The organism is Candidatus Jettenia sp. AMX1 (genome assembly GCF_030263775.1).
Taxonomy (GTDB): Bacteria; Planctomycetota; Brocadiia; order Brocadiales; family Brocadiaceae; genus Jettenia; species Jettenia caeni.
Window position 1 is genome coordinate 31,482 of the sequence record NZ_SZPP01000040.1, and the last position, 23,876, is coordinate 55,357.

The window sequence follows — 23,876 nt, forward strand, 5'->3', positions numbered from 1 at the left end:
CAGAACACTTTTTGGTTTGTTAGAATTTTAAAGGTATTTAGCGATAAATAATTGTCTTATTTTATTATGCGTTCACAGAACGCATTGTTTATTTTAGGGGGAAGTGAAGTAATGAAACAAGGAATTCATCCGGAATATATGGAAACTATTGTAACATGTGGATGTGGTGAAAGTTTTAAGACAAGATCGGCGAAACCGAAAATATTTGTGGAAGTATGTTCAAAGTGCCATCCATTTTATACCGGTAAACAAAAATTTCTCGATAGTGCGGGTCAAATAGAAAGGTTTCAGAAAAGGCTTCAAAAGGCTCATACTCCAGAAGAAACCGTAAAGAAAAAATGAATGATAATTTATTAAAAAAATTAGAAAAAATATACGAAAGATATAGTGAATTAGAGAGGCTCTTATCAGATCCGGAGGTAATTTCAGATTCCAATCGTTATACAACATATTTAAAGGAGCATGGAAGCTACTCCAAAATGGTGAATAAATATACCCAATTGCTGGAAACTCGGAAGAAGAAAAGGGATGCCGAAAGTCTCCTGAATCAAGAAGGTATAGATAAGGAATTTGCCGAGATGGCTAAGGATGAGTTAGGAGAATTAGAGAAGCAAGAAGAGTTTCTGTTCGACGAGATCAAAAGTTTGTTTATATCAGATGACAGAACTTCCGGCAAAAATGTAATAGCCGAAATACGAGCAGGAACGGGAGGTGATGAAGCGGCTATTTTTGCTGCTGATTTGTTCCGTATGTACACAAAGTATGCAGAAAATCAGGGATGGAGGGTAGAGCTTTTTGATTGCAGTGGAACAGATCTTGGGGGGTTTCGGGAAGTAACCTTTTCTATTGAAGGAAAGAATGTATACGAGAAATTACGCTTTGAAAGTGGCACACACCGTGTTCAGAGGGTGCCCCAAACAGAAACGAGTGGCAGGGTTCATACCTCGACAGCCACAGTAGCTATCCTGCCGGAAATCGAAGAGGTTGAGATTGATATAAATCCGAACGATATAGTAGTAGATACCTTTCGTGCCTCTGGCCCGGGAGGGCAAAAGGTTAATAAAACAAGCTCCGCCGTCAGGGTTACCCACGTTCCTTCCGGATTAGTTGTGAAATGTCTTGATGAAAAATCCCAGCATAAAAATCGTGCAAAGGCTATGCGTATCTTAAGAAGCCGGTTATACGAATTGTATGAAGGGCAGAAACGGAATGAGCGGGATCAAATCCGCCGTGATCAAATAGGAACGGGTGACCGTAGTGAAAAAATTCGTACGTATAACTATTCACAAAATCGAGTTACTGATCATCGGATAAATTTTTCAGTATACAATCTGGATCAAGTCATGCTGGGACATCTGGAAGAGCTTATAGATGCCTTAACAGCGTATTATAAAGAAGAACGATTAAAAGAACTGGCAGCAAGCATATAAGTGGCTTACATGAGATTCTGGCTCTTTTATTATATGATAGGTGGACCAGAAGTCATCCAAAGCAAATAAAGCAAACACATCTCAACGGGATCAAATACAAGAGAAATATCACAACATCTCCCATTGCCCCATAAGAATAAAATGATTTGCAATATTTAGATATAGTGGCGTAAAGAATAACACGAATAAGCTTGTTTATCTGTGTTTATTTGTGTATATATCTGGTGTGTAATGAAAAGTATGTTGTAAAGTTACCCTTTATCCCAGATAAAGGCGCCAGAGCATGGATGAATAAGCAGCCATCTATATTATTTATTAAATTGTTCTTATGTCGGATTCCGATTTTTCAGCTAATAATAATATTGAAAAGTATATAAATACATTTCCAGAATGTCATACTATATCCAATCTTGTTTATTGGGCGAGCAGTGTATTGCAAAAGTATAGTATCGACTCTCCACGCCTGGATGCAGAGGTTATTTTATCGCATCTTCTGGGTTGCAAACGTGTTGATCTCTATGTACATCCCGATAAACCTGTAAATACTACCATAGCAATAAGCTACAAAAAAGATATCAAAAGACGTGCACAGCGTATCCCCGTACAATATATCACAAATCATGCGGAGTTTATGTCTATGGATTTTTATGTAGACGAACGGGTATTGATACCACGTCCTGAAACAGAATTACTCGTAGAGGCTGTCATAAAGAAGTCACAAATCCTGGTAAAAAAACATGAGTTGGTGATTGTAGATATCGGAGTCGGCAGTGGTAACATTGCGATAGCCTTAGCAGCAAAGACAGATAATGCAAAGATATTTGCAACAGACATATCGCCTGATGCTTTAGCGGTTGCTAAAATGAATGCACAAAGGCATCAGGTTTCCGATAGGATAATATTCTTACAGGGTGATATATACAAACCTCTTGAACGATACGGGCTAAAATTAAACGTAGATTTTATCGTATCGAACCCACCCTACGTGGCAGATGATGAGTTCCCTGTATTACAAAAAGAGGTAAGTTTTGAGCCGTATCAGGCATTAGTCAGTGGTCAGGATGGTTTACACATGTTCAAACGTGTGATCGCAGATGCAATTATGTGGCTCAAGCCCAAGGGTTTTATTATCTTTGAGATCGGGGAGAAACAAGCGCAGGAAGTAGCACGGTTGTTAGAGGATACAGGATATTTTAAGGAACCAGAATTAATAAGAGATTATCAATATATATATCGCATCGTTGCCGCACAAAGGCGATGGTAAAAACTATCTGAAAAATCGGGGAAAAGAGGAATCGCAGGAAAAAGAGAAAGCTGAAGGCACTTCTTTGCCCTGTGATTACATTTAAGCAATACTGGAGGAAGTTGTGGACAAAATTGTTATTGAGGGAGGACGTCGTTTAGAGGGAAGTACGAGGATAAATGGGGCAAAGAATGCTGCTTTGCCTATTATGGCTGCCTGTCTGTTATTACATGGGCCATCCCGAATAAGAGGCGTACCAAATATTGTTGATATTGAGACGCAATCGGAAATATTAAAAAATCTTGGTGGAGAAATAAAGAGACACGAAGATGGCACCCTTGAGATAGGATTCCGGGATGGAGAAAATGAGGGTAAATTTACTGCACCATATGAACTTGTCAGTAAAATGCGGGCTTCTATATGTGTCTTGGGCCCATTACTGAGTAAAAGACGCAAGGCAAAGGTTTCCTATCCCGGAGGATGTATTATTGGCCAACGTCCTATCGATCTGCATATAAAAGGTCTTAAGGCATTAGGCGCTCAGATTGAGACAACGGAAGGTTATATAACTGCTTCGGTGGAAAGATTAAAAGGTGCAGAGATTTCTTTGATGGGGCAATACGGTATAACCGTACTCGGAACTTGTAATGTAATGACTGCGGCAGTATTGGCTGAAGGTACAACGATAATTGAACATGCAGCTTGTGAACCGGAAGTGCAGGATCTTGCCAATTTCTTAAATAAGGCGGGCGCAAAAATCACCGGGATTGGTGAAAGTCGTTTAACGATAGAAGGAGTTCAGGAATTACATGGAGTTGATTATGAGATCATTCCCGATCGAATTGAGGCAGGAACATTTATGATTGCTGGCGCTATTACAAGGGGTGATATTGCATTGGAAAATGTTAAAGTAGAGCATCTCTCTGCAGTAATTGATAAATTAAGAGAAATTGGTGTAGAAGTAACTCCTGTGGGAAACAGCGTCCGGGTAAAGGGCAATAGTTCCTATCATCCTGTTGATTTAACAACATTACCCTATCCGGGCATGCCTACCGATATGCAGGCGCAGTTTATGGCCCTGCTGTGTACCGTAGAAGGGAAAAGTGTTATTACCGAGAAGGTGTTTCCTGATAGATTTATTCACTCTCCGGAATTACAGAGAATGGGAGCTGATATTCGTGTAGAAGGATCATGCGCAATTGTAAGTGGAACACCTTTTTTATCTGGTACCAATGTGATGGTTTCGGATCTGCGTGCCGGCGCAGGGCTTGTACTTGCAGGTTTAGTAGCGCAAGGAACTACGCATGTCCATCGTATCTATCATTTAGATCGGGGTTATGAACGGCTTGAAAAACGGTTAACTGATCTTGGGGCAGTTATAAAACGTATTCATGATTAAAGTATGGTGTGCATGCCATAATTGTATAGAAAATGTATCATATTATTTATGGAATTAAAACCATAATAATGTGTCCTTCTCCGTCATTTTCATTCAAAAAAGACAATTTTCATTCGCTCTAGATATTTGATTGATATATGGATACGTATATTTCTAAGATTTTTAGATCTTGTAAACTTGGAGTAGGAATAAAACTTGCCTTTTTCTAGTATTAAAAATTTGTAGTGCATAAACGATGGGAAGACAACTTATTTATATACCGATTATTCATACTGAAGTCGATATGGGCTCAATGGCAGGGTCATTAAAAAAAGAATATATGCAAAAATACGGTATATACAAATGGCATCAGCATCTCAAGAGAATAAATGACCTATGGATAAGTATTGAGGAGTGTTTGAATCAAAAACACCTTTGCTATCGTCAGGTTAAAATCTATCAGGATGGTTTACCGGTATGCGGTAATGAATTACAAATTGTACAAGACATTGCGCAGAGAGGCGGGAGAAATCATCAATTACTGCTAAAACTTATAAGTAAAGGGGCTACCTTGATAGGGACTGAAGATGCAGCATTGTTAATGAAGGAATATCATCTGATCAAAAATACAACCATGGGGAAATCCGTTGAAAAGGGTACCATCAGGCAGAATTATATGGCCGAACGAGATATATTTATTGCCAGCAGAATCCATGAGACCCTGAAAGATCGTGAAACAGGCATCCTTTTTCTGGGCATGCTCCATAAGATAGTTGAAATACTACCATCCGATATCGTTGTTGAATATTTAACTATACCATCTGCCATTCAAAAGTTCAATTAACAGGAAAAATCTTCATGCCAAAATACGCTTAGCGCAGGATTTGGTATCACGAACATCATCTCAACCTATAAGATGATAGTATGTTCATTCATTTCTTAATAAAGTAATATTTTTATGTTCAGAGTTGTTCTCAATTCATCTCGGCGTTTCTTACTATACACACGTATACATTGAAATTTTTTTGATACTAAAAGAGCCTATGATAACAGACAACAATGCTAGAGTTCTCATTATAGATGATGAAGTGGACTTGTGTGATATGATCTCACGTATTTTAAGCAAATCAGGATATATAACTTACATGGCAAGCGATGGCAATACAGGGATGGAGATTTTTAACAAGGAATTTCCCAGCGTTGTTATTCTCGATCTTCGTATGCCAGGCATGCATGGGATAGAGATATTACGGCAAATCAGAAGTATTAACAATGAAATTCCTGTAATCATAATTACTGCTTATGGGGAAATACGATCGGCAGTCGAGGCTATTAAAATTGGCGCATATGATTATATTACAAAGCCCTTTGATAATGAAGAGTTAGAACTAACCGTAAAAAGAGCTATCGAAGAAAGATCTATGCGGCAGGAAATTTATAAACTGAAAACGCAATTTGGTCTTGCTATGCCGCTCTTCGAACAAATGGGGTCCAGTGCCGAGATTATGAAGATAAATGAGCTGTTAGGGTGTGTTGCTCCGACCAATTTTACGGTTCTTATTTATGGGGAAACTGGTTCTGGTAAAGAATTAGTAGCACGGAGTATTCACAGCCGAAGTTCCAGAAAGGATAAAGCATTTATCGTAGTGGATTGCGGTTCAATTCCGGAAACTTTGATTGAGAGTGAACTCTTTGGGTTTGAGAAAGGCGCTTTTACCGGCGCAGAACAGAAGAAAATAGGACAATTTGAAATTTACCGAAATCTATGCAAGGTAAGCTATTGCGAGTCCTTCAGGAACGAAGGATTCGGCGTTTGGGGAGCAATAAAGAAGTCGAGATTGATGTGCGTGTTGTTGCAGCAGGAAATGAGCGGCTGGAGTCCCTCGTAGAATCAGGATCTTTTAGAATGGACCTGTATCAGCGATTGAACGAATTCTGCATTGAGATACCGCCGTTAAGACGGCGGAAGGATGATATTGTCTTTCTTTGTAAGAGATTTCTGGATATTACCAATAAGGAATTAAACAAGAATATTCGGGGAATTACAAAAGAGGCGCTCGGGATATTACTCGAATATCATTGGCCGGGTAATGTAAGAGAATTAAAAAATGTTATCCGCCGGGCAGTATTATTATCAGGAGAAATTATTGAGCCTAAACATCTTGTTGTAAATATACTGGAAACAAAACAACAACAGTATCATGGGGAAGATCAGACATCTGGTATAAGACACCAAATTCAGGCGGCCGATTGTGCCGCTTCTTCACATTTAGATATTAATAGTGGTAAAGAACTTTCCCTCCATGATACCGTAGCTAAATGTATTGAAGACGCAGAAAAAAGGTTAATTGAGGAGGTGCTAAAAAGAACCAAAGGAAATAAAAGCCAGGCAGCCAAGATTCTCAAAGTTGATTACAAAACTATGCATTATAAAGTCAAGAAGTACGGAATTACAATACAAACTACACCTGAGGTTAACCGCAATGCGCAAAATTTAGCTTGACGTACAGCTTTTCTTACAAAAACCATTTATCTTTTTAAGAAAGGAAGAATGTTATGGCATCCAAAAAAGGTGAAAAAAGAGAATCAGAGGGCAGTTTTGACATAGGATTAGGCGGTATCTTTAAGGGTTTGGGTGATCTTGTGGACAAGCTATCAGATCTCACGGAAAAGGGGAAGGAGTTTCAGAAAACGGGCGAGATCAAAGGTCTGAACAAAAATTTGAGTGGCGTATATGGCTTTTCTATAAAGGTAGGTGGTTTTGGTACTGATAAGGTAAAGGTCGAACCCTTTGGTAATATACGCAAGGACAAAAAAGGCGATGTTGGTGTAGATGAGGTGCGAGAGCCTTTAGTAGATATCTTTGAGGAGGCACATTATATTCAAATCATCGCCGAAATGCCCGGAGTAGATGAGAAGGATATTCAGGTAACCATAAAAGATGATATATTAGAAATTTCAGCCGAGACTCAGCAGAAGAAATATTATAAGGAGATCCTTCTGAAAGAAAGCTTTACCAAAGATACCATGATACATACCTATAAGAATGGGGTACTGGAAATAAAACTAGCAAGATAAGTATTCAGGCTAATTAAGAGAAATAGGCGTTTCTTTTAAAATTTTATGTCTTTTATAGGGAAGGCGGGGAGCATTTTTAGGATGAAAGACAACAGTGAAATATCATTAAAGGTTGCGGAAGCAGTAAGAAAAGATGTGGGAAGAGGGTTAGCGCGAATCGATCCTGCTGATATTGAAAAGTTGCATGCTACGGTTGGAGATATTGTAGAAATCGTAGGTAAGAGAAGTACCGTCGCAAAGATAATGCCTGCCTTTAAAGAAGAGAGAGGAATGAGCAAGATCCAAATCGACGGTTTGACCCGGGGCAATGCCCAGATAAGTTTAGATGAGAAGATTCTGGTAAGGAAGAGATCATGGAATCCTGCAAACAATGTCGTTCTCGTTCCTATGAATGCAACGAATCTCGACCGGGATAGTAAGTATATAGGAAGTTTACTCGATGGGCTTCCTGTTATTGCGGGTGACCGGATCCGCGCCACACTCTTTGGCAGCCGGTTTTCCGATTTTATCGTTGAAAGCACAACTCCGAAAGGGATTGTAATTATCAATCCCACGACAGTATTAAAAATCGATGAGAAGAAACCGGGATCGGGTGATCGCATCAAATTTTCGTATGAGGATATCGGCGGCCTTAGTCATGAAATACAAAGAATACGGGAGATGATTGAACTTCCATTAAAACATCCCGAGGTGTTCGAGCGTTTAGGGATTGATGCCCCCAAGGGTGTATTGCTCTACGGCCCTCCAGGATGTGGAAAAACGCTTATTGCCCGTGCGGTAGCCAATGAGACCGAAGCATATTTCATTACCATTAACGGCCCGGAAATTATTCATAAATTTTATGGGGAAAGCGAGGCACGGCTTCGGGAGATCTTCGAGGATGCAAAAAAGCACGCACCGAGCATTATTTTTCTCGATGAGATCGATGCTATAGCGCCGAAACGGGAACATGTGGTAGGAGATGTTGAAAAAAGGGTGGTAGCTCAACTCCTGGCCCTTATGGACGGACTTGATAGCCGTGGTCATGTTATTGTCATTGCCGCTACCAATATTCCAGGCGCTTTGGATCCGGCGTTGAGACGGCCAGGACGTTTTGACCGGGAAATTTCCATTCCTATTCCTGATAAGAAAGCACGATTTTCAATCCTCGAGATACACAGCCGGGGCATGCCACTGTCTGAAGATGTAAGTCTCGATAAGCTTGCTGAAATTACTCACGGTTTTGTAGGAGCAGATCTTCAGGCGCTCTGCCGGGAAGCTGCGATGCTCTGCTTAAGAAAGGTTATTCCGGAAATTAATTTTGATGCATCCAATATACCTTATGAGACCCTGATGAATATGAAAGTATGTATGGAACATTTTATCGATGCGCTGAAAGAAGTAGAGCCTTCTGCCTTGCGCGAAGTGTTTGTAGAGATTCCGGATGTAGGATGGGAAGATGTCGGAGGGCTTGAGACAATAAAACAACAGATTCGGGAGGCTGTAGAATGGCCGTTGAAATATACCGATTTATTTACCTATGCAAAGATTAGTTCACCCAGGGGAATATTGCTCTACGGCCCTCCGGGAACGGGAAAGACACTTATGGCTAAGGCCGTAGCCAATGAGACAAAGGTTAATTTTATCTCAATCAAAGGGCCTGCTCTTATTTCAAAATATGTTGGCGAATCGGAACGAGGTATCAGGGATATATTCAAGAAGGCAAAACAGGCGGCTCCTTGTATTATCTTCTTCGATGAGTTAGATGTCATTGTTCCGAAACGTGGAGAAGGAGGCGATTCTCATGTGACCGAACGTGTCATCGGTCAATTTCTTACAGAAATGGATGGTATTGAAGAGTTGAAGGGGGTTCTGGTGCTTGCAGCTACAAATCGCATGGAGCAAATAGACCCGGCTCTGCTTCGTGCAGGACGATTCGATTATCTTATTGAAATTCCCATCCCCGACGCAGATACCCGTTTAAAAATATTTCAGGTACATACCCATGATAAACCGCTGGAAAAAGGAATAGATCTGAAAAAATATGCATGGGAGACTGAAGGGATGACAGGTGCAGATATAGAATTGATTTGCAAGAGGGCGGTATTAATGGCCATTCGCAGTGCTATCGCTCAACAGAAGGTAAGCAGTGAAGGATTTATAGTAACAGCAGGTGATTTTGGTAATGCAGTGGAAGAGGTGAAGCAAAGAGTGAGTCTATAGATGAAGAAATGTGCAAGACCGCTCTCTGTAAAAGTATTGTTCGGGATTCTCATTATCCTTCTTCCTGTTTTTATCACGTTCCTTTTGATCTATAAACAAAATAAAGCATACCTTAAAGAACATATCCTTGATGACATAACTATTCTTGCAGGATTTTACGAATGTCATATGTCTCAATTTCTGGAAGCGGCCAAACTCCCTATCCAAAATGTTACCAGTGATGGTTTTATAAAAACTCAATGCATGAAGGATATCGTATTGAAACACGTGGTCGATACATTCCCGGTTAACGTATGCTTAACAGTAAATAAAGAAATCCGTAGATTCTATAAGAATTACCGGGGTAGAGAAGTTATAGGTGCATCAAGGTACATCCCTTCCATGAAATGGGTCTTACTGGTTGGGATCCATAAAGATGAGGTACTTGTTCCCATAAAAAAAGTGCTCATCGGTGTACTCATACCTGCTGTAATTGTTATCGTTCTGGTTATCTGTCTCTGTATTCGCTTCATGAAAAAAGCAGTGAAGCCTTTCCGTACAATCTCCAATATTGCAAAGTATATTGCCGTCGGTGCCCCTGATATTACCGTTCCAGCTCAAATTCAAGCCGGTGATGGGACAGCAAAAGTTACCCGAATAATTGGAACGATCCAGGATATTACAGAATGTGAGCGCATGGAGGAAGAGATTAAACTCCTGCAAACCATCATTATATCAACATCTGAAGCAGATGACTTGCATTCCGTACTGGATATTGTATTGTGTAAAGTGTGTAAATATACGGACTGGGATTACGGTGAAGCCTGGCTTCCATCCTCTGATGACGGGTATCTCAAATGTATTCAGGTATGGCATAACAATTCTGAAGGCTTAGAAGAATTTAGAAAGAAAAGCCAAAAGTTTACTTTTTTACCGGGAGTTGGTCTGCCTGGTCGTGTATGGTCTTTGGGAGCACCTGAATGGCGGAAAGATGCTACCGTGGATGGAGATTTTCCTCGTGCATCAATTGCAAAAGAGTGCGGTCTAAAAGCGGCGATAGGTATTCCTGTCATAGCAAATGATAAGGTTATTGCTGTACTGAATTTTTTTGTGCGGGAACAACATGATAAGGATGAGCGATTGATCGGACTTATTTCATCAGTTGCTACTCAGTTAGGTGTTATTATTCAGCGCAAGCAAATTGAGGAAGCGTTATATAATAGTGAAGAAAGGCTACAAGCCATTCTTAATAATGCAACAGCACTCATTTATGTCAAAGACATGCAGGGTAGATATACTTTTATTAATAAATTATGTGAAAAGGTGTTACAGATTAAACAAGAAGAGCTGAAAGACAAGGCTGACTACGATATGTGGTCAAAGGAGATTGCCGATGCTTTGAGGATAAATGATCGTAAGGTAATCGAAGCTAGTGTTTCCCTGGAATTTGAGGAAGTAGTGCCGCATGATGATGGATTACATACGTACATTTCAGTCAAGTTTCCCCTCTATGACTCTCATGGAATTATGCACTCAATCTGTGGTATTTCAACCGATATTACCGGACGCAAACGGATGGAAAAATTGTTACATGAGAAAGAGGAAAAATATCGTTTACTTGTCGAGAATATACCGGATGTCATGTGGACCGCCGATCAAACAGGTACAACTCTTTTTATTACCCCAAATATAGAAAAGGTTTATGGATATACGCCGGAAGAAATCTATAAGGCAGGTAACTCTCTCTGGTTTGAAAGAATTCATCCAGAAGATGTTGAGAGAGTGAGAGAGGAATATTCATTATTATTTAAATTAAATAAGATATTTGATGTTAAATACAGGATTAGAAGAAAGGATGAATCCTGGATTTGGATACATGATAGGGCAGTGATAACCTATACCAAGGATGGTAACAGGTATGCTAATGGTTTATTTTCAGATATTACCGAGCATAAGCAGATGGAAGAGCAGCTTCAAAAATTATCGTGTGCTATCGAACAAAGCTCGAATGTAATCATTATTACTGATACCTGCGGCAATATTCAATATGTTAATCCAAAATTTACAGAACTAACAGGTTATAGTACAGAAGAAGTTATCGGGAAAAATCCATGCATCTTAAAATCTGGAAAAACATCAAGGGAAGAATATAAGCGATTATGGAATACCATCTCTTCCGGAGGTAAATGGCGCGGGGAGTTTCTGAATAAGAAAAAGAATGGCGATCTTTATTGGGAAATTGCAAATATTTCACCAGTAAAAAATAAAGAGGGTATTATTACTCATTTCATTGAGATTGCAGAGGATATTACCAATATTAAAAAAGCGGAGGAATCAGAATCAAAACTGAAAGAACAGTTGTATCATGTTCAGAAATTAGAATCTATTGGTACCCTTGCAGGAGGCATTGCTCATGATTTTAATAATATCCTCGCAATAATAATGGGATATGGAAACCTGCTACAGAATGAGCTGGAGAAAGATAATTCATTGATGATCTATATCCAAAAGATACTTACATCAACAGAAAGGGCTGCTAATTTAACGAAAGGTCTTCTTACCTTTAGCAGAAAACAGAAAAACAACCCAAAACCGGTAAATTTGAATGAGGTTATAAAAAGGGTCGAAAGCTTACTGGTAAGACTCATTGGCGAAGATATTCAGCTCAAGACTATATTTATAGATAAAAACTGTATCGTTATGGCCGATAGTAACCAGATAGAACAAGTCTTAATGAACCTTGTAACCAATGCAAGAGATGCCATGCCTGATGGAGGCTCTTTAACAATAATTACGGAAGTTGTGGAATTAGATAGTGAATTTATAAAGATTCATGGTTACGGTATGGTTGGGAAGTATGTTCTTGTCTCTATCTCAGATACGGGTATAGGCATGGATAATGAAACGAAAAAAAGGATTTTTGAACCGTTCTTTACAACGAAAGAAGTTGGAAAAGGCACAGGTCTTGGGCTGGCGATAGTGTATGGAATCGTTAAGCAGCATCAGGGCTACATAAATGTTGATAGTGAACCGGGCAAAGGTTCGATATTCAAGATGTACATACCGGTAATTGAATCGGTAGTTGATGAGATAGAATCAGAAATGCTTGTCACCAAAGGTGGTAAGGAGACGATATTATTAGCAGAGGATGAGAAAGAGGTTAGGATCCTTATCAAGATAGTACTTCAAAAGGCTGGTTATAAAATCATAGAAGCAGTAGATGGCGATGATATGATAAGAAAATTTATTGACAATAAAAATAAGATTCATTGCCTTATAGTAGATGTAATAATGCCAATTAAGGATGGTAAAGCTGCCTATGATGTGATAAGGCAAATAGCGCCAGATATTAAAGCCCTTTTCATCAGCGGATATAGTGAGGAAGTTATAAATAAAAAAGACATTCTTAAGGAAGGGTTACATTTTATTCCAAAGCCTGTTTTACCAAACGAGCTTTTAAGAAGAGTACGAGAGGTATTGGAAGTATAAACCTTTGAAATGAATTGAATCTGTAGGGGCGAACCTTGTGTTCGCCCTTACGTAGGGCAAGGCTAAAGCCTGCCCTGCTTTTTTGTAAATCGGTTAGTGATGAGGAAGAATTATGCCGGGTCAGATACAGAGGAATACCCTGGATATCCCCTTTGGGATTTATGCCTACTGTTTTACTCAAACGCCAGTATCGTTTCCCCATACTCTTATGGGTATTGACGATGAACATGAAGTGTATGCTATTGAACGAAATGGTCTTTTTGCAATAGTGAGCGCTCTATCTTTAAAGGAATTTAGCGAAGATGCCCTTGATAAAAAAATGACAGATATGGTGTGGATTGCGTCAAAAGCAAAGAAACATGAGGAGGTAATCGAGTTCGTTATGACTTATACCTCAAAAGGTTGTCACGAACCTCTCTATCGTTTTTCTCAGTCAACCTTCAATAAAGGAGAACCAGAGGGAATTCTCAAGAAAGAAGATGAGGGAGAGGAGAGAGAAAATCCTCAACGCACAGGAGTTTTAACAGGATGCTATTCTATTCCCGTAGTGCCCTTACGGTTTTGTACAATTTATAAGAATCAGGAGACCCTCTTTCAAACGATACTGCCGCACAAAGAAAAGATTATCAAATTCCTAAATTATACTACTGATAAGACTGAATGGTCAGTGAAGATATTTTGTGATAAAAAGGTTTTTATGGATAGATATGATCAAAGAAAAGGACAACCTATAAAAATAGATCAGACATCATTATTACCCGGGGAGGGTTATTTATTAGCAAAGAAAAAGCACAAGATATGCGAAGAGGCATTAAGAGTAGAAATCCAACGGATTTTACAAGACATTTATTCCACAGTATTACCGTATACTGACGGTTGCCGATTTTTGCGGTGTTTTGATAAGAAAATCCATGGTAGATCATCTGATATGGTTATGAATGCGGCCTTTCTCATAAAACAGCAGATGCTTGTATCATTTAGAGATAGTATGAATATACAAGGAGAAAAATATAAGAACGAGGGACTTGTGTTTGAGCTTACCGGCCCATGGCCTCCCTATAGTTTTTGTCCGGAATTATGAGAAACTTCAAAAGCAAAGAGGATTTAAGGAATTGCATCTTTACTAAAGAGAAACACCGGAGTTGTTAATCCCTCTTGATCCCCTTTAGAAAAGGGGGAAAAATGTGTGAATGTTTTAGAGATGGGGGAAACACAAAAGAATGAAATAGAAAAGAGGGAGACATAAAAGAAGAAAATAGAAAAGAAAGAATCATTGTATTTTAAACTGAACTTTAAGAGAATGGAGCTTACAAATGTATCAATATTTATACGGTATCACAAAGGCGTTTCGCAGACCGATTCAAGATATACTTGGTATTGAAAATATCCGTGTTCGTGCTTTACCATATCGGGAAATAACGGCTCTCATATCAGAGGTTACGATGGCCAAGATACCGATATCGAATGAAAATGTATTACGCCATGCATCGGTAATTGAGATCTTGCAAAAAGAACAAACGGTTCTTCCTATGCGATTTTCATCTGTATTTAAGAGTGGGAAAGAAGTATTTGAATTTCTGAATAATAGATATGCAATGTTTATTGCAGACCTGGAGCAATTGCACAATACATTTGAAATGGGACTACGCATTATTATGAGGAGTAGTGATGTAAGGAATGCGCAGTCTGTTCAATCTGATATCAGTGGGAATGTATCGAAAAGAAATCAGGCAAATGCGCCACAATCCTATAGATTTGGAAAAAATAGTTTAAGCTCAGGTACGGCATATTTAGAACGGCAACGCGCCTATTATACAGTTCTGGATGAGAACAAGACTTCTGTTCAGGAAATAGTGAGTACCTGTCATGCGCAATTTGAGGGTATCTATACCAAATCTCAGTGGGATAAGGGTTTTTCTTTTTTGCCGGGAATATCTCTCAATTATTTGATACACAGGGATTTTTTATCTGAATTCAGGATCAGATTCTATGATCTCGTGGCGAGCTTGAAAGAGTTCCGGTTTTTGTATTCCGGTCCCTGGCCTCCTTATCATTTTGTTTCGGGGGACGGAGGATAGTGTACAAATATCAACAGGATTTTTTTCTATAATCATGACATCCCTGCGGGATTAGGTAAAGGAGAGGCGCAACATCTTGCGTCTCCGCCATATGCTGTCTGGCTTCAATCGCCGATAATGTCAAATCATTATGGAAAACTACAGCACATTGGAGAGATTTGTAATACTTTGGTTTTTTTTGAAAAATAACCCCATGGGGGTGAGATATTTATAGAAACATTAGATTTCGGAGAAAATTTTGAATAGTACAGGTCTTGATAAGACACATTTGTCAGAGGGGAAATACGAGCGCCTTTGTATGATGATCTTTTCGTGTATCCCATCCTCCCTCTTAATGTTTGATCGTAAACTCAGGGTGTTGATTGCCAACAAGAATTTTCTCGAGAAATCACGGAGAACAGAAAGAGAAACTATCGGGAAGCATGTGGATGATATATTTCCGAGCGTTATCCTGCAATACACACGACTTGCTGAAAGGCTAAGGAGGGTATTTGAGACAGGAGTGGGAGATCGGGGTCGTGAGATGTATTATCGATCTCCTGGCTTGCAAAGCAGGGTGTATTTTTATAGTTTAACTCCTCTCAAAGATGATCAAGGGATTGTTGAAAACGTCCTGCTCATCATGGATGATATTACGCAGCAGGTAAGTTTGCGCGAGAAAGTCAGGCAAACAGAGCGCCATCTCGCTGGAGTGGTCGAGAGCGCCAATGATATTGTTACTTCGCTGGATTCTATAGGGATGATTACCACATGGAATAATGCGGCAGAGAAAATTTCCGGTTATATAGACAGAGAATTAGTGGGTAAACCGTTGATAACAATATGCGCGGATGCACAAAAGCCAACACTGGCCTCTATCATAGAGAATCTTTCCCGGGGAGAAACCGTAAAACATATAGAATTAGGTCTTAAGACAAAGACCGGGAAGATAATTCCTATTTCCTGGAGTTTTGCTCTGATGAAAGATGATTTACAAACCGTGGTAGGTATTGTAGGTGTAGGGCAAGACCTTACTGAGAGACGTGAATTAGAAGCACAATTATTTCATTCTGCAAAGCTTGCTTCTCTGGGGGTAATGGCTGGTGGCATAGCGCATGAGATTCGAAATCCATTGGGTATCAGTTCTGCTGCTGCTCAGATTTTATTGGAATGTCAGGAAAATGAAAGTTTGCGTAAAGAGTGTGCGGAAAAGATCTATTTGGGTATTAAACGCGCCTCCCGGATAATCGAAGAATTGCTCAAATTTGCGCGGCCTTCCGACGGGCGTTCTGAACCGACGAATGTCAATGATGCCATTATGGAAACTTTTACGCTCATTGAAAAACAGTTGCTATTAATGCGAATCGAGATTAAAAAAAATCTATACCCGTATATTCCCATTATGAAGGCAGAGAAGAATTTATTACAACAAGCTTTTCTGAATATAATCCTCAACGCCGCCAATGCTATGCCTGACGGAGGAACCTTAACGATAACAACTTCAATTAATCGGAATGATAGAATCGTCATTGTCTTTGAGGATACAGGTTGTGGTATACCAATTGAGAATGTTGATAAGATATTTGATCCATTCTTTACCACTATGCCGGTAGGCAAGGGCACTGGTCTTGGGTTATCAATTACCTACAGTATTATCAGACAACACGAAGGAACTATACAGGTAGAAAGCACGGTAGGAAAGGGTTCTGCTTTTACTATTCAACTACCGGTGAAGAAATAATGCAAGCCAAAAGGTTCCAGACAGAGATTCACCGAGTCTCCGATAATAATCCCATGACCTTATAGCTTATGATGAAAAGGAAAAGAAGATGTCAGAAAAACCACAAATACTTATTGTAGATGATGAAGTGGATATGTGCTGGGCGCTGGAAAGTATCCTGATACCGAAAGGTTATAAATCATGCTCGGTAACCAGCGGGAAAGAAGGGCTTGAATTGCTCAAACAGCTATATCCAAGTGTTCGATTAATCTTCCTTGACGTCAAACTACCCGATATTGATGGTTTAAAGCTGGCAAATCTCATTAAGCAGTATTATCCGGAAATAAAAATTGCTATTATTACCGGGTATTATTACCGGGATACCCTATCCGTACAACAGGGACTTGCCAAAGGTCTCTTTGATTATTTTATCGGTAAACCGTTTAGTATTTCAGAAATACGCCTGACTATAGAAAACTCTTTCCTCTCATAACACAAAATTTCCGTATGTAGGGTAAGGCTTTAGCCTTGCTTCCCCACCTGAATACATGCATGGGAATGGCAACCCTGAATAGGCTATCCGGGAATTGTTTTATAAATCACATGCTCTCCGTTCTCCGGTATCGTGATCAATCTTTACCATGTACACAATGGTAGAGACGCAAGATTTTGCGTCTCTACGTTGTACTCTGACACATTTACATTACATGAGATTGTAAACCAGGCTATACCATAATTCTCATGAATTTATCTATAGCTTCAATTTTAAGACACCATACTATGGACTTTGTAACATATCTATTGCAATTGTTCCATAGAATTCCTTTCCTTCACGGCATATCCTACATGCGGAAAATTTTTATCTATTCAAAGGTAAGTTTTTTACACCTTTAACTTTCAACAGGATATGACTTATTTAAGAATAGCTTTTTTTGACAGGTATGCGAGGCATAGGTTTCGCTTTCCTACCCTTACACCTGGTTTACATTTATCCTTTAATCTTTTTAATGAATGAGAGGGGGTGATACACATGGCTAAAGTACAAAAGTCTACTGATTCATCAAGTTTGGCAGAAGTTGTCGACAGGATCCTTGATAAGGGTATCGTGGTTGATGCCTGGGTTAAGGTATCTTTGGTAGGTATTGAGTTACTTTCAATAGAGGCCAGAGTCGTTATTGCATCTGTTGAAGGAATAAGTAACAACCGTATCTTACCGGGCAATTCATAACGTGTTTGTTATCTATTTAACTGAAAATTTTGAAAGGAGTAACACACATGGCAAAGGTACAGAAATCTACTGATTCATCAAGTTTGGCAGAAGTTGTCGATAGGATACTTGATAAGGGTATCGTGGTTGATGCCTGGGTTAAGGTATCTTTGGTAGGTATTGAGTTACTTTCAATAGAGGCCAGAGTCGTTATTGCATCTGTTGAAAGGAATAGAACGGGTGGATGACCGTCAACCATAATGACGGTCATCCATATCCGATATAAGAAATCTCCTATTATTTTGTATTTTCAAAGGAATGGAAAAATTTTGTTTTTGTCGGGAAAGGATCAGCTTCTGAAATGCTTACAACAAAAACCGTAAGTATTGTTTGCAGATTCTGTGGAGGGAGAGGAAAGGATCCTTTTGGTATTATGTCTTATATTTCTACCTGTTGTGTATGTGGTGGAAGAGGTATCGTAACGGTTCAGTCACCTTATATCCGATGTGCTCATTGCAGCGGTACAGGGGCTATTAAGAGATTAACCTGTACTGCTTGTATGGGAAAAGGTGTTCAGCCAAGCGCTGCTATTTCTTCACAGGTATGCTCTGTCTGTCGTGGTTCCGGGGATGATCTGTCAGCTTCAGCGATGTATTGTTTGCGGTGCCATGGTAGTGGTGTTGTTTCTGTAAAGATAATGAATGTGGAATGAATTGTTAAAAATTAAGAATGATGATCAAATTTGAATGAAAACGACAATAATGGGAGTAGAGATATGGATACAATCGTAAATGAAAATACCCAACTTGAAGAACCGGGACTTTGCTTAGAGCCAAGCAATGGGTTTGTAGTTACTCCATGTATAGAGGAAGTGGTTGAATCGGCTCTCGCATATCTTCAAGCCGGCTACCCCGTTCACTTATCAGGTCCTGCCGGAACAGGAAAAACAACACTGGCCTTCCATGTGGCAGCAAAACTTGGCAGGAATGTGACACTGATTCATGGTGATGATGAGTTCGGAACTTCTGATCTTATTGGCAAGGATAGCGGTTACAGCAAGAAAAAACTCTATGATAATTTCATTCATTCGGTAGTGAGATCTGAAGAGGTGATGCAAACTATATGGAAAGATAACCCTCTTACCAATGCATGCAAGAACGGTAATATTCTTATCTACGATGAGTTTAATCGCACAAAACCGGAAGCAAACAATGTATTACTGAGTGTCCTTCAGGAAGGGATTCTTGGTGTTCCTAAACGTGGCGGGCAGAGAAGTGGGTATATAGAGGTACACCCGGAGTTCCGCGCTATTTTTACCTCGAATCCGGAGGAGTATGCAGGTACTCATAAGACACAGGATGCGCTTATGGACAGGCTCGTAACGATACAGATCCATCATTTTGATTGTGAAACAGAAATTAAAATCTTAATAGCCAGATCGGGTATTTCACGGGAAGATGCAGAAACGATCGTTAATATTATTAGAAAATTGAGAAGTATGGGGGTTAATAATCATCGCCCCAGTATCAGAACCGGTATCATGATTGCCCGTATACTTGCTCACCGGGGCGGTCATGCAGCGTGGGAGGATCCAATATTTCGCCGGATCTGCCAGGATGTGCTCAACGCTAACACCATTAAGGTTACCCGTGACGGGAAACTGATAATGCAGGAAAAGATTGCTGAGGTTGTACAAAAGGTTTGTAATATGAAAAATTTACAGAAAGAAGAATCATTATTTTCTTCTATGGCATACTGTGGTTTAACCGCTAAAAAGTAAAGGTACAATAAAAATGGCTATTCAAAAAAGGAAGAGTGTAAAGGATATAAAGACACATGCCGGTATAGTAAATAAAAGATTTTTGCCCCATGAGGCATACATGAGAATTACTACCCTTGAAATGGAGCGGGTACATCGTATCAGGGAAATGGAAAGTGCGCGTCAGCGCATAAAAACTGTTGCTGACCGGATTAAAGAGATAGATATTGAAAAAAATATCCTATTAGATCGTATTAAAGCAACTACCGAAAGTTTTCCTGTGAATACGAAAGCGAGCATAAAAACGGATGACATCGCCAGAGATAACAGAGGACAACTCCTCAGATATTAGGTTATACATGGGATACCTGTTGAAGTACACAGGAAACGTATCGCGAGATATACAGGGGATTAACTATGACTAATAACGGAAAATACATTTATGGCTTTACGAGGAACGATGTAAGGTTCGGTTTCAGCCTTGCAGGCATTGATGGTAAGCAGGTGTATACCATTTCAGATAATGGCATTGCTGCTGTGGTAAGTGATGGTCCGGGGGGCAGACTCCGACCGGAACGAAAGAATCTGAGTGCCCACAATAGCGTTATCAAAGAGGTCATGAAGACATCCTCGATTCTACCTGTTTCTTTTGGTGTTGTGGCTGATAATGAAACAGGCATTAAAAAGATCTTAACATTAAATCATACTAGCTTTGTAAATCAACTAAAGAGGTTAGGTGATAAGGTTGAAATGGGCCTGAAAGTTATTTGGGATGTGGAGAATATCTTTGAATTTATGGTGAGAACACATCGGTCGCTTGAGCTTTTCCGGGATAATATTTTTCTAAAACCTACCGGTGCAACGCAAGAGGAAAAAATGGAACTGGGGAGAATGTTTGAGGCTATTATGAATCAGGAGCGTGAAAAACATACGGCAACGGTACAAAGCATTTTGAAAGGGTACTGTTGCGAAATAAAAGTAAATAAACCCAAAGATGAAAAAACAGTGATGAAGTTAGCATGCCTTGTGGAGAAGGCAAGTCTGGAACAATTTGAAAAGGGAATTTTTGAAGCAGCAAAGGTGTTTGATGACAATTATGCCTTTGATTTTCACGGGCCATGGGCGCCCCATAATTTTGTAGAGATAAAACTGAAAATGGCATGAATATCAGTTTGTGTAATTGTTTAGCCAGATGAAGTTTGATGGGTATTCAGAACGGGAAAAGAATCTTTCGCTTATAAAAAAGTGAGATCTTTTATTCCACGGAGAGTGACAAAGGGAGAAAAAAATATCCTTTCTCATTTCTGTACAACCAAACTTCAGGCAACTGAATAATTACCGGTTTTTTGGTTTATCAGGAGGAGATTATACTATGTTGTTAGTTGATGATATTTTGTTTTCACCAGTAAAAGGCCTGTCGTATATATTCAAGCAGATTCATAAAGCTGCCGAGGATGAGTTCTTAAACGAAGAGGATATTACCGTACAACTATCCGAACTTTACATGATGCTTGAAACGGGCAAGATTACTGAAGAGGAGTTTGATAAGAAAGAATCGGAACTCTTAAATCGGCTGGAACAGATAGAAGAATATAAAAAGAAACAGTATGGAGTAACGGAAGAACAGGAAGAATGTAATGAAAGCCGTGAGATTGAAGAGGATGAAGAAGATTGAAGAATTTGGCCTCATGCTGCAAGGCAAGAGCATGCGAAATGTCCTGGCTCAATTGAAGGCGATTGAATTATAGTCAAATACCTATGATTTTAGAAATGTAAACGCCAGAATCGGGCTTAAAATCAAGGGATTCTCCAAAAACTTTTCGAAACATAGATTTTTTTAGCTATAACGGGAGAATTCAACTCTTATTTTTCTTACTATTAACACTCAAGAGGATATGTGCAGATTCCCTTATTTCTAACAAATACCACAGTATCCTTAATTTGTTTTGGGGGTAAAGGCGGTGTTGGTAAAACAACATCAGCGGTAGCAACTGCACTCTATCTTGCAGATAAAAATCCACAAAAACGCATCCTGCTAGCCTCTCTTGATCCTGCACACTCCCTTATGGATAGCCTGAAGAATACAAACGATTTCGATAATCTTAAGGTATGGGAGATAGATGCACGGATATCTTTCCAGAAATTTATCGAAAAGTATAGTAGCGCACTTAAGAAAATAATCAATAGAGGTAGTTTTCTTGATGAGGCTGACATTTCTAATCTTCTTTCCATTTCGTTACCCGGAATAGACGAATTGATGGGAATGATAGAATTGGCGAATTTAACAGAAAGTAATGCTTATGATAGTATTATACTTGATACTGCACCAACCGGGCATACTATGAAATTCATGCAAATGCCTTATCTCGTAAAGAAGTGGACCTACGTTCTCAACTTGATGATGGAGAAGCATCGATATTTATCAAAGCTGTATGTAAAGCGCTATCAACCCGATGACGCCGATGCATTTATTGAAGCATTTATAAAGGGTGCAAAAAAGATTGAGCGTATGCTGCAGGATAAGTCATGTGAGTTTGTGCCAGTAATGTTGCCAGAAATTTTGAGTATGAAAGAAACACAGCGTTTTTTGTCTGTTTTAAAGAAATATAAAGTTCCGGTAAAGACGGTTATTATTAACCGCGTTTATCCCGTAAGTGATTGTTATTTCTGCAGCACACAGTATTCACGGCAAGCAAAGCATGTTGATGAGATAAAATCTTCCCTACATGGATATAATCTCTTACGTATGCCTTTATACAATGCTGAAATTCAGGGAAAAGAGTCATTACTAAAGTTTGCACAAGCGATGGTGAATTCTTTCCATCAAGATGATACCAGGGAAAGAAGCAACCTCATGATCCATTCTCCCGTACCTCCCTTAAAAGAAATAACCAGAGGAGAGGTAAATGATTCGCTGCAAAAAGAAATTTTTACAGCAAAATATAAGATCAAGGATACATATCCTGTGCAAAATAATTGTTATGGAGATGAATGCTTTGCCCTCAGAAAACAAAATATTATGCATGCTGATGAAGCTTTTTGCCTGACTCAAGATAATAATCAAGGTGTTCAAAATGGCAGTTTAGGAGAATTTCCGGGCGATACCCGCTTGAGTTCCTTGCTTCCAAAACAGACAGGGGATTTCCCTGAATTTCCTCTTCATAAAAATGAGCCAGGAGGAATGAAGGTATTCTCGAATGAGATGAAGCGATTGCCTGCGCTAAAATCCAGCCTGGAATTTTTACTGTTTAGTGGTAAAGGAGGTGTTGGTAAGACAACTCTAGCATGCGCGACGGCGCTGTCATTGTCAAATTCTTATCCGGAAAAGCGTATATTACTTTTTTCAACAGATCCGGCTCATTCACTCTCAGATTGTCTGGATGTAGTGATTGGAGGTGATGGTTTATCTCTTCATAATCTATCCATTCAGGAAATGAATGCAGAAGAAGAGTATCAAAAACTAAAGCTTCTTTACTCAGAAGAGATCCGGGATTTTATGACAGCTTTCACAAAAAGAGATGCTTCTGTTCACGTAGTGTTCGAGAAGGAGATTATGGAATCTCTTATAGAGATAACACCACCTGGCATTGACGAAGTTATGGCTATCACCTCAATTATTGATTACATGGATAAAGGGAGTTTCGACATCTTTATTCTTGATACAGCTCCAACAGGACATTTCATACGATTTTTAGAAATGCCGGAGCTAACGCTTGATTGGTTAAAATTTTTTTTTAATCTCTTTTTAAAATATAAAAACAATGTCCGTATGCCGAAGATTTCGGCTTTTTTGGTAGATCTATCAAAAAAGATAAAAAAACTTTTAACCTTACTCCATGATAAGGAAAAATCTCTCTTTATTCCCATTGCTATTCCAACCGAAATGGCCTACGAAGAAACAAAAGATCTTTTAGAGGCTGTAAAGAGACTAAAAATTCCCATTGAGCAGGGGATTTTAAATATGGTACATCCATATCCGGGAAAGGACATCATCGGTGCTGAATGTCCTGTTTGTGTAAACAGGATTGTATATGAGGAAAAGATGCTTTATGTTTTCAAAAAATTGTTTCCCGTTGATTCCTTATGCATCATTCATAAACAGGAGGGAGAGATTGTAGGAATAAAAGCATTACAATCACTAGGAAAGAAGTTATACGGAGATGCCCTCAATTAAGGTATGAAAGAAAGTACAATCAAAGAATATTTTATTGGATGGTAACAATGGTATGGATATTTTGAAGAACCTGTTTAAGCTATTTCATAAAGTGTTTTCAATGCTGAGGGAACGCTTTTTTCTTATTACAGATCCGGAATTACCTCCTCCCCATCCTTCT

The 23,876-nt window shown here is 39.2% G+C and carries 20 protein-coding genes and 2 pseudogenes; all 22 read left to right on the forward strand.

Annotated elements, in window-relative coordinates; genetic code table 11:
• Positions 1–111 precede the first annotated feature (111 nt).
• The 22 genes and pseudogenes from rpmE to FBQ94_RS12400 all read left to right on the forward strand — a co-directional run bounded on the left by rpmE (position 112) and on the right by FBQ94_RS12400 (position 23,716).
• A complete protein-coding gene (rpmE, locus tag FBQ94_RS12295; RefSeq protein WP_007220150.1) occupies positions 112–342 on the forward strand; it encodes a 50S ribosomal protein L31 in 231 nt (76 codons plus the stop codon).
• The gene (gene prfA / locus FBQ94_RS12300; RefSeq protein ID WP_007220149.1) at positions 339–1,430 is read left to right on the forward strand and encodes a peptide chain release factor 1; all 1,092 of its coding nucleotides are present in this window, start codon (positions 339–341) and stop codon (positions 1,428–1,430) included. Before rpmE ends, prfA begins: the two co-directional genes overlap by 4 nt.
• 328 nt (positions 1,431–1,758) lie before the next feature.
• Positions 1,759–2,694: a peptide chain release factor N(5)-glutamine methyltransferase gene (gene prmC / locus FBQ94_RS12305; RefSeq protein WP_007220148.1), complete on the forward strand. Its 936-nt coding sequence runs from the start codon at positions 1,759–1,761 to the stop codon at positions 2,692–2,694.
• 103 nt (positions 2,695–2,797) lie between these two features.
• Positions 2,798–4,072: a UDP-N-acetylglucosamine 1-carboxyvinyltransferase gene (gene murA, locus FBQ94_RS12310; protein WP_007220147.1), complete on the forward strand. Its 1,275-nt coding sequence runs from the start codon at positions 2,798–2,800 to the stop codon at positions 4,070–4,072.
• Positions 4,073–4,307: 235 nt separating this feature from the next.
• Entirely contained in the window at positions 4,308–4,895 is a 588-nt protein-coding gene (locus FBQ94_RS12315) for a hypothetical protein (protein WP_007220146.1), read from the forward strand.
• Between the two features lie 259 nt (positions 4,896–5,154).
• Positions 5,155–6,191: pseudogene (locus FBQ94_RS12320) on the forward strand (AAA-type ATPase lid domain-containing protein); the annotation flags it as partial.
• A 216-nt stretch (positions 6,192–6,407) separates the two neighbouring features.
• Entirely contained in the window at positions 6,408–6,554 is a 147-nt protein-coding gene (locus FBQ94_RS17625; RefSeq protein WP_502872693.1) for a helix-turn-helix domain-containing protein, read from the forward strand.
• 53 nt (positions 6,555–6,607) lie between these two features.
• On the forward strand, positions 6,608–7,129 hold the full coding sequence (hsp20, locus tag FBQ94_RS12330) for an archaeal heat shock protein Hsp20 (protein WP_007220144.1): 522 nt from the start codon (positions 6,608–6,610) through the stop codon (positions 7,127–7,129).
• An 81-nt stretch (positions 7,130–7,210) separates the two neighbouring features.
• Complete coding sequence (locus FBQ94_RS12335) at positions 7,211–9,331, forward strand: CDC48 family AAA ATPase (RefSeq protein ID WP_007220143.1); 2,121 nt, start codon at positions 7,211–7,213, stop codon at positions 9,329–9,331.
• Entirely contained in the window at positions 9,332–12,799 is a 3,468-nt protein-coding gene (locus tag FBQ94_RS12340; protein WP_007220142.1) for a PAS domain S-box protein, read from the forward strand.
• A 112-nt stretch (positions 12,800–12,911) separates the two neighbouring features.
• Entirely contained in the window at positions 12,912–13,880 is a 969-nt protein-coding gene (locus FBQ94_RS12345; protein WP_007220141.1) for a GvpL/GvpF family gas vesicle protein, read from the forward strand.
• Between the two features lie 232 nt (positions 13,881–14,112).
• Positions 14,113–14,877: a GvpL/GvpF family gas vesicle protein gene (locus tag FBQ94_RS12350; RefSeq protein ID WP_007220140.1), complete on the forward strand. Its 765-nt coding sequence runs from the start codon at positions 14,113–14,115 to the stop codon at positions 14,875–14,877.
• 238 nt (positions 14,878–15,115) lie between these two features.
• Entirely contained in the window at positions 15,116–16,597 is a 1,482-nt protein-coding gene (locus tag FBQ94_RS12355; RefSeq protein WP_007220139.1) for a PAS domain-containing sensor histidine kinase, read from the forward strand.
• 88 nt (positions 16,598–16,685) lie between these two features.
• A complete protein-coding gene (locus tag FBQ94_RS12360; protein WP_007220138.1) occupies positions 16,686–17,069 on the forward strand; it encodes a response regulator in 384 nt (127 codons plus the stop codon).
• A 537-nt stretch (positions 17,070–17,606) separates the two neighbouring features.
• Positions 17,607–17,804 (forward strand): gas vesicle structural protein GvpA, encoded by a 198-nt coding sequence (gvpA, locus tag FBQ94_RS12365; RefSeq protein WP_285442166.1) that lies wholly within the window; start codon positions 17,607–17,609, stop codon positions 17,802–17,804.
• A gap of 47 nt (positions 17,805–17,851) precedes the next feature.
• Positions 17,852–18,010: pseudogene (gene gvpJ, locus FBQ94_RS12370) on the forward strand (gas vesicle protein GvpJ); the annotation flags it as partial.
• Positions 18,011–18,144: 134 nt separating this feature from the next.
• On the forward strand, positions 18,145–18,495 hold the full coding sequence (locus FBQ94_RS12375; protein WP_040543150.1) for a hypothetical protein: 351 nt from the start codon (positions 18,145–18,147) through the stop codon (positions 18,493–18,495).
• Positions 18,496–18,558: 63 nt separating this feature from the next.
• Positions 18,559–19,563: a gas vesicle protein GvpN gene (gene gvpN, locus FBQ94_RS12380; RefSeq protein ID WP_007220135.1), complete on the forward strand. Its 1,005-nt coding sequence runs from the start codon at positions 18,559–18,561 to the stop codon at positions 19,561–19,563.
• 13 nt (positions 19,564–19,576) lie between these two features.
• Positions 19,577–19,894, forward strand: coding sequence for a hypothetical protein (locus tag FBQ94_RS12385; protein WP_007220134.1), 318 nt, complete (start codon positions 19,577–19,579; stop codon positions 19,892–19,894).
• A 65-nt stretch (positions 19,895–19,959) separates the two neighbouring features.
• The gene (locus tag FBQ94_RS12390) at positions 19,960–20,706 is read left to right on the forward strand and encodes a GvpL/GvpF family gas vesicle protein (protein WP_007220133.1); all 747 of its coding nucleotides are present in this window, start codon (positions 19,960–19,962) and stop codon (positions 20,704–20,706) included.
• A 208-nt stretch (positions 20,707–20,914) separates the two neighbouring features.
• Entirely contained in the window at positions 20,915–21,217 is a 303-nt protein-coding gene (locus FBQ94_RS12395; RefSeq protein ID WP_007220132.1) for a gas vesicle protein GvpG, read from the forward strand.
• Between the two features lie 222 nt (positions 21,218–21,439).
• Positions 21,440–23,716 (forward strand): ArsA family ATPase, encoded by a 2,277-nt coding sequence (locus tag FBQ94_RS12400; RefSeq protein ID WP_007220131.1) that lies wholly within the window; start codon positions 21,440–21,442, stop codon positions 23,714–23,716.
• The last annotated feature ends 160 nt before the right edge of the window (positions 23,717–23,876 follow it).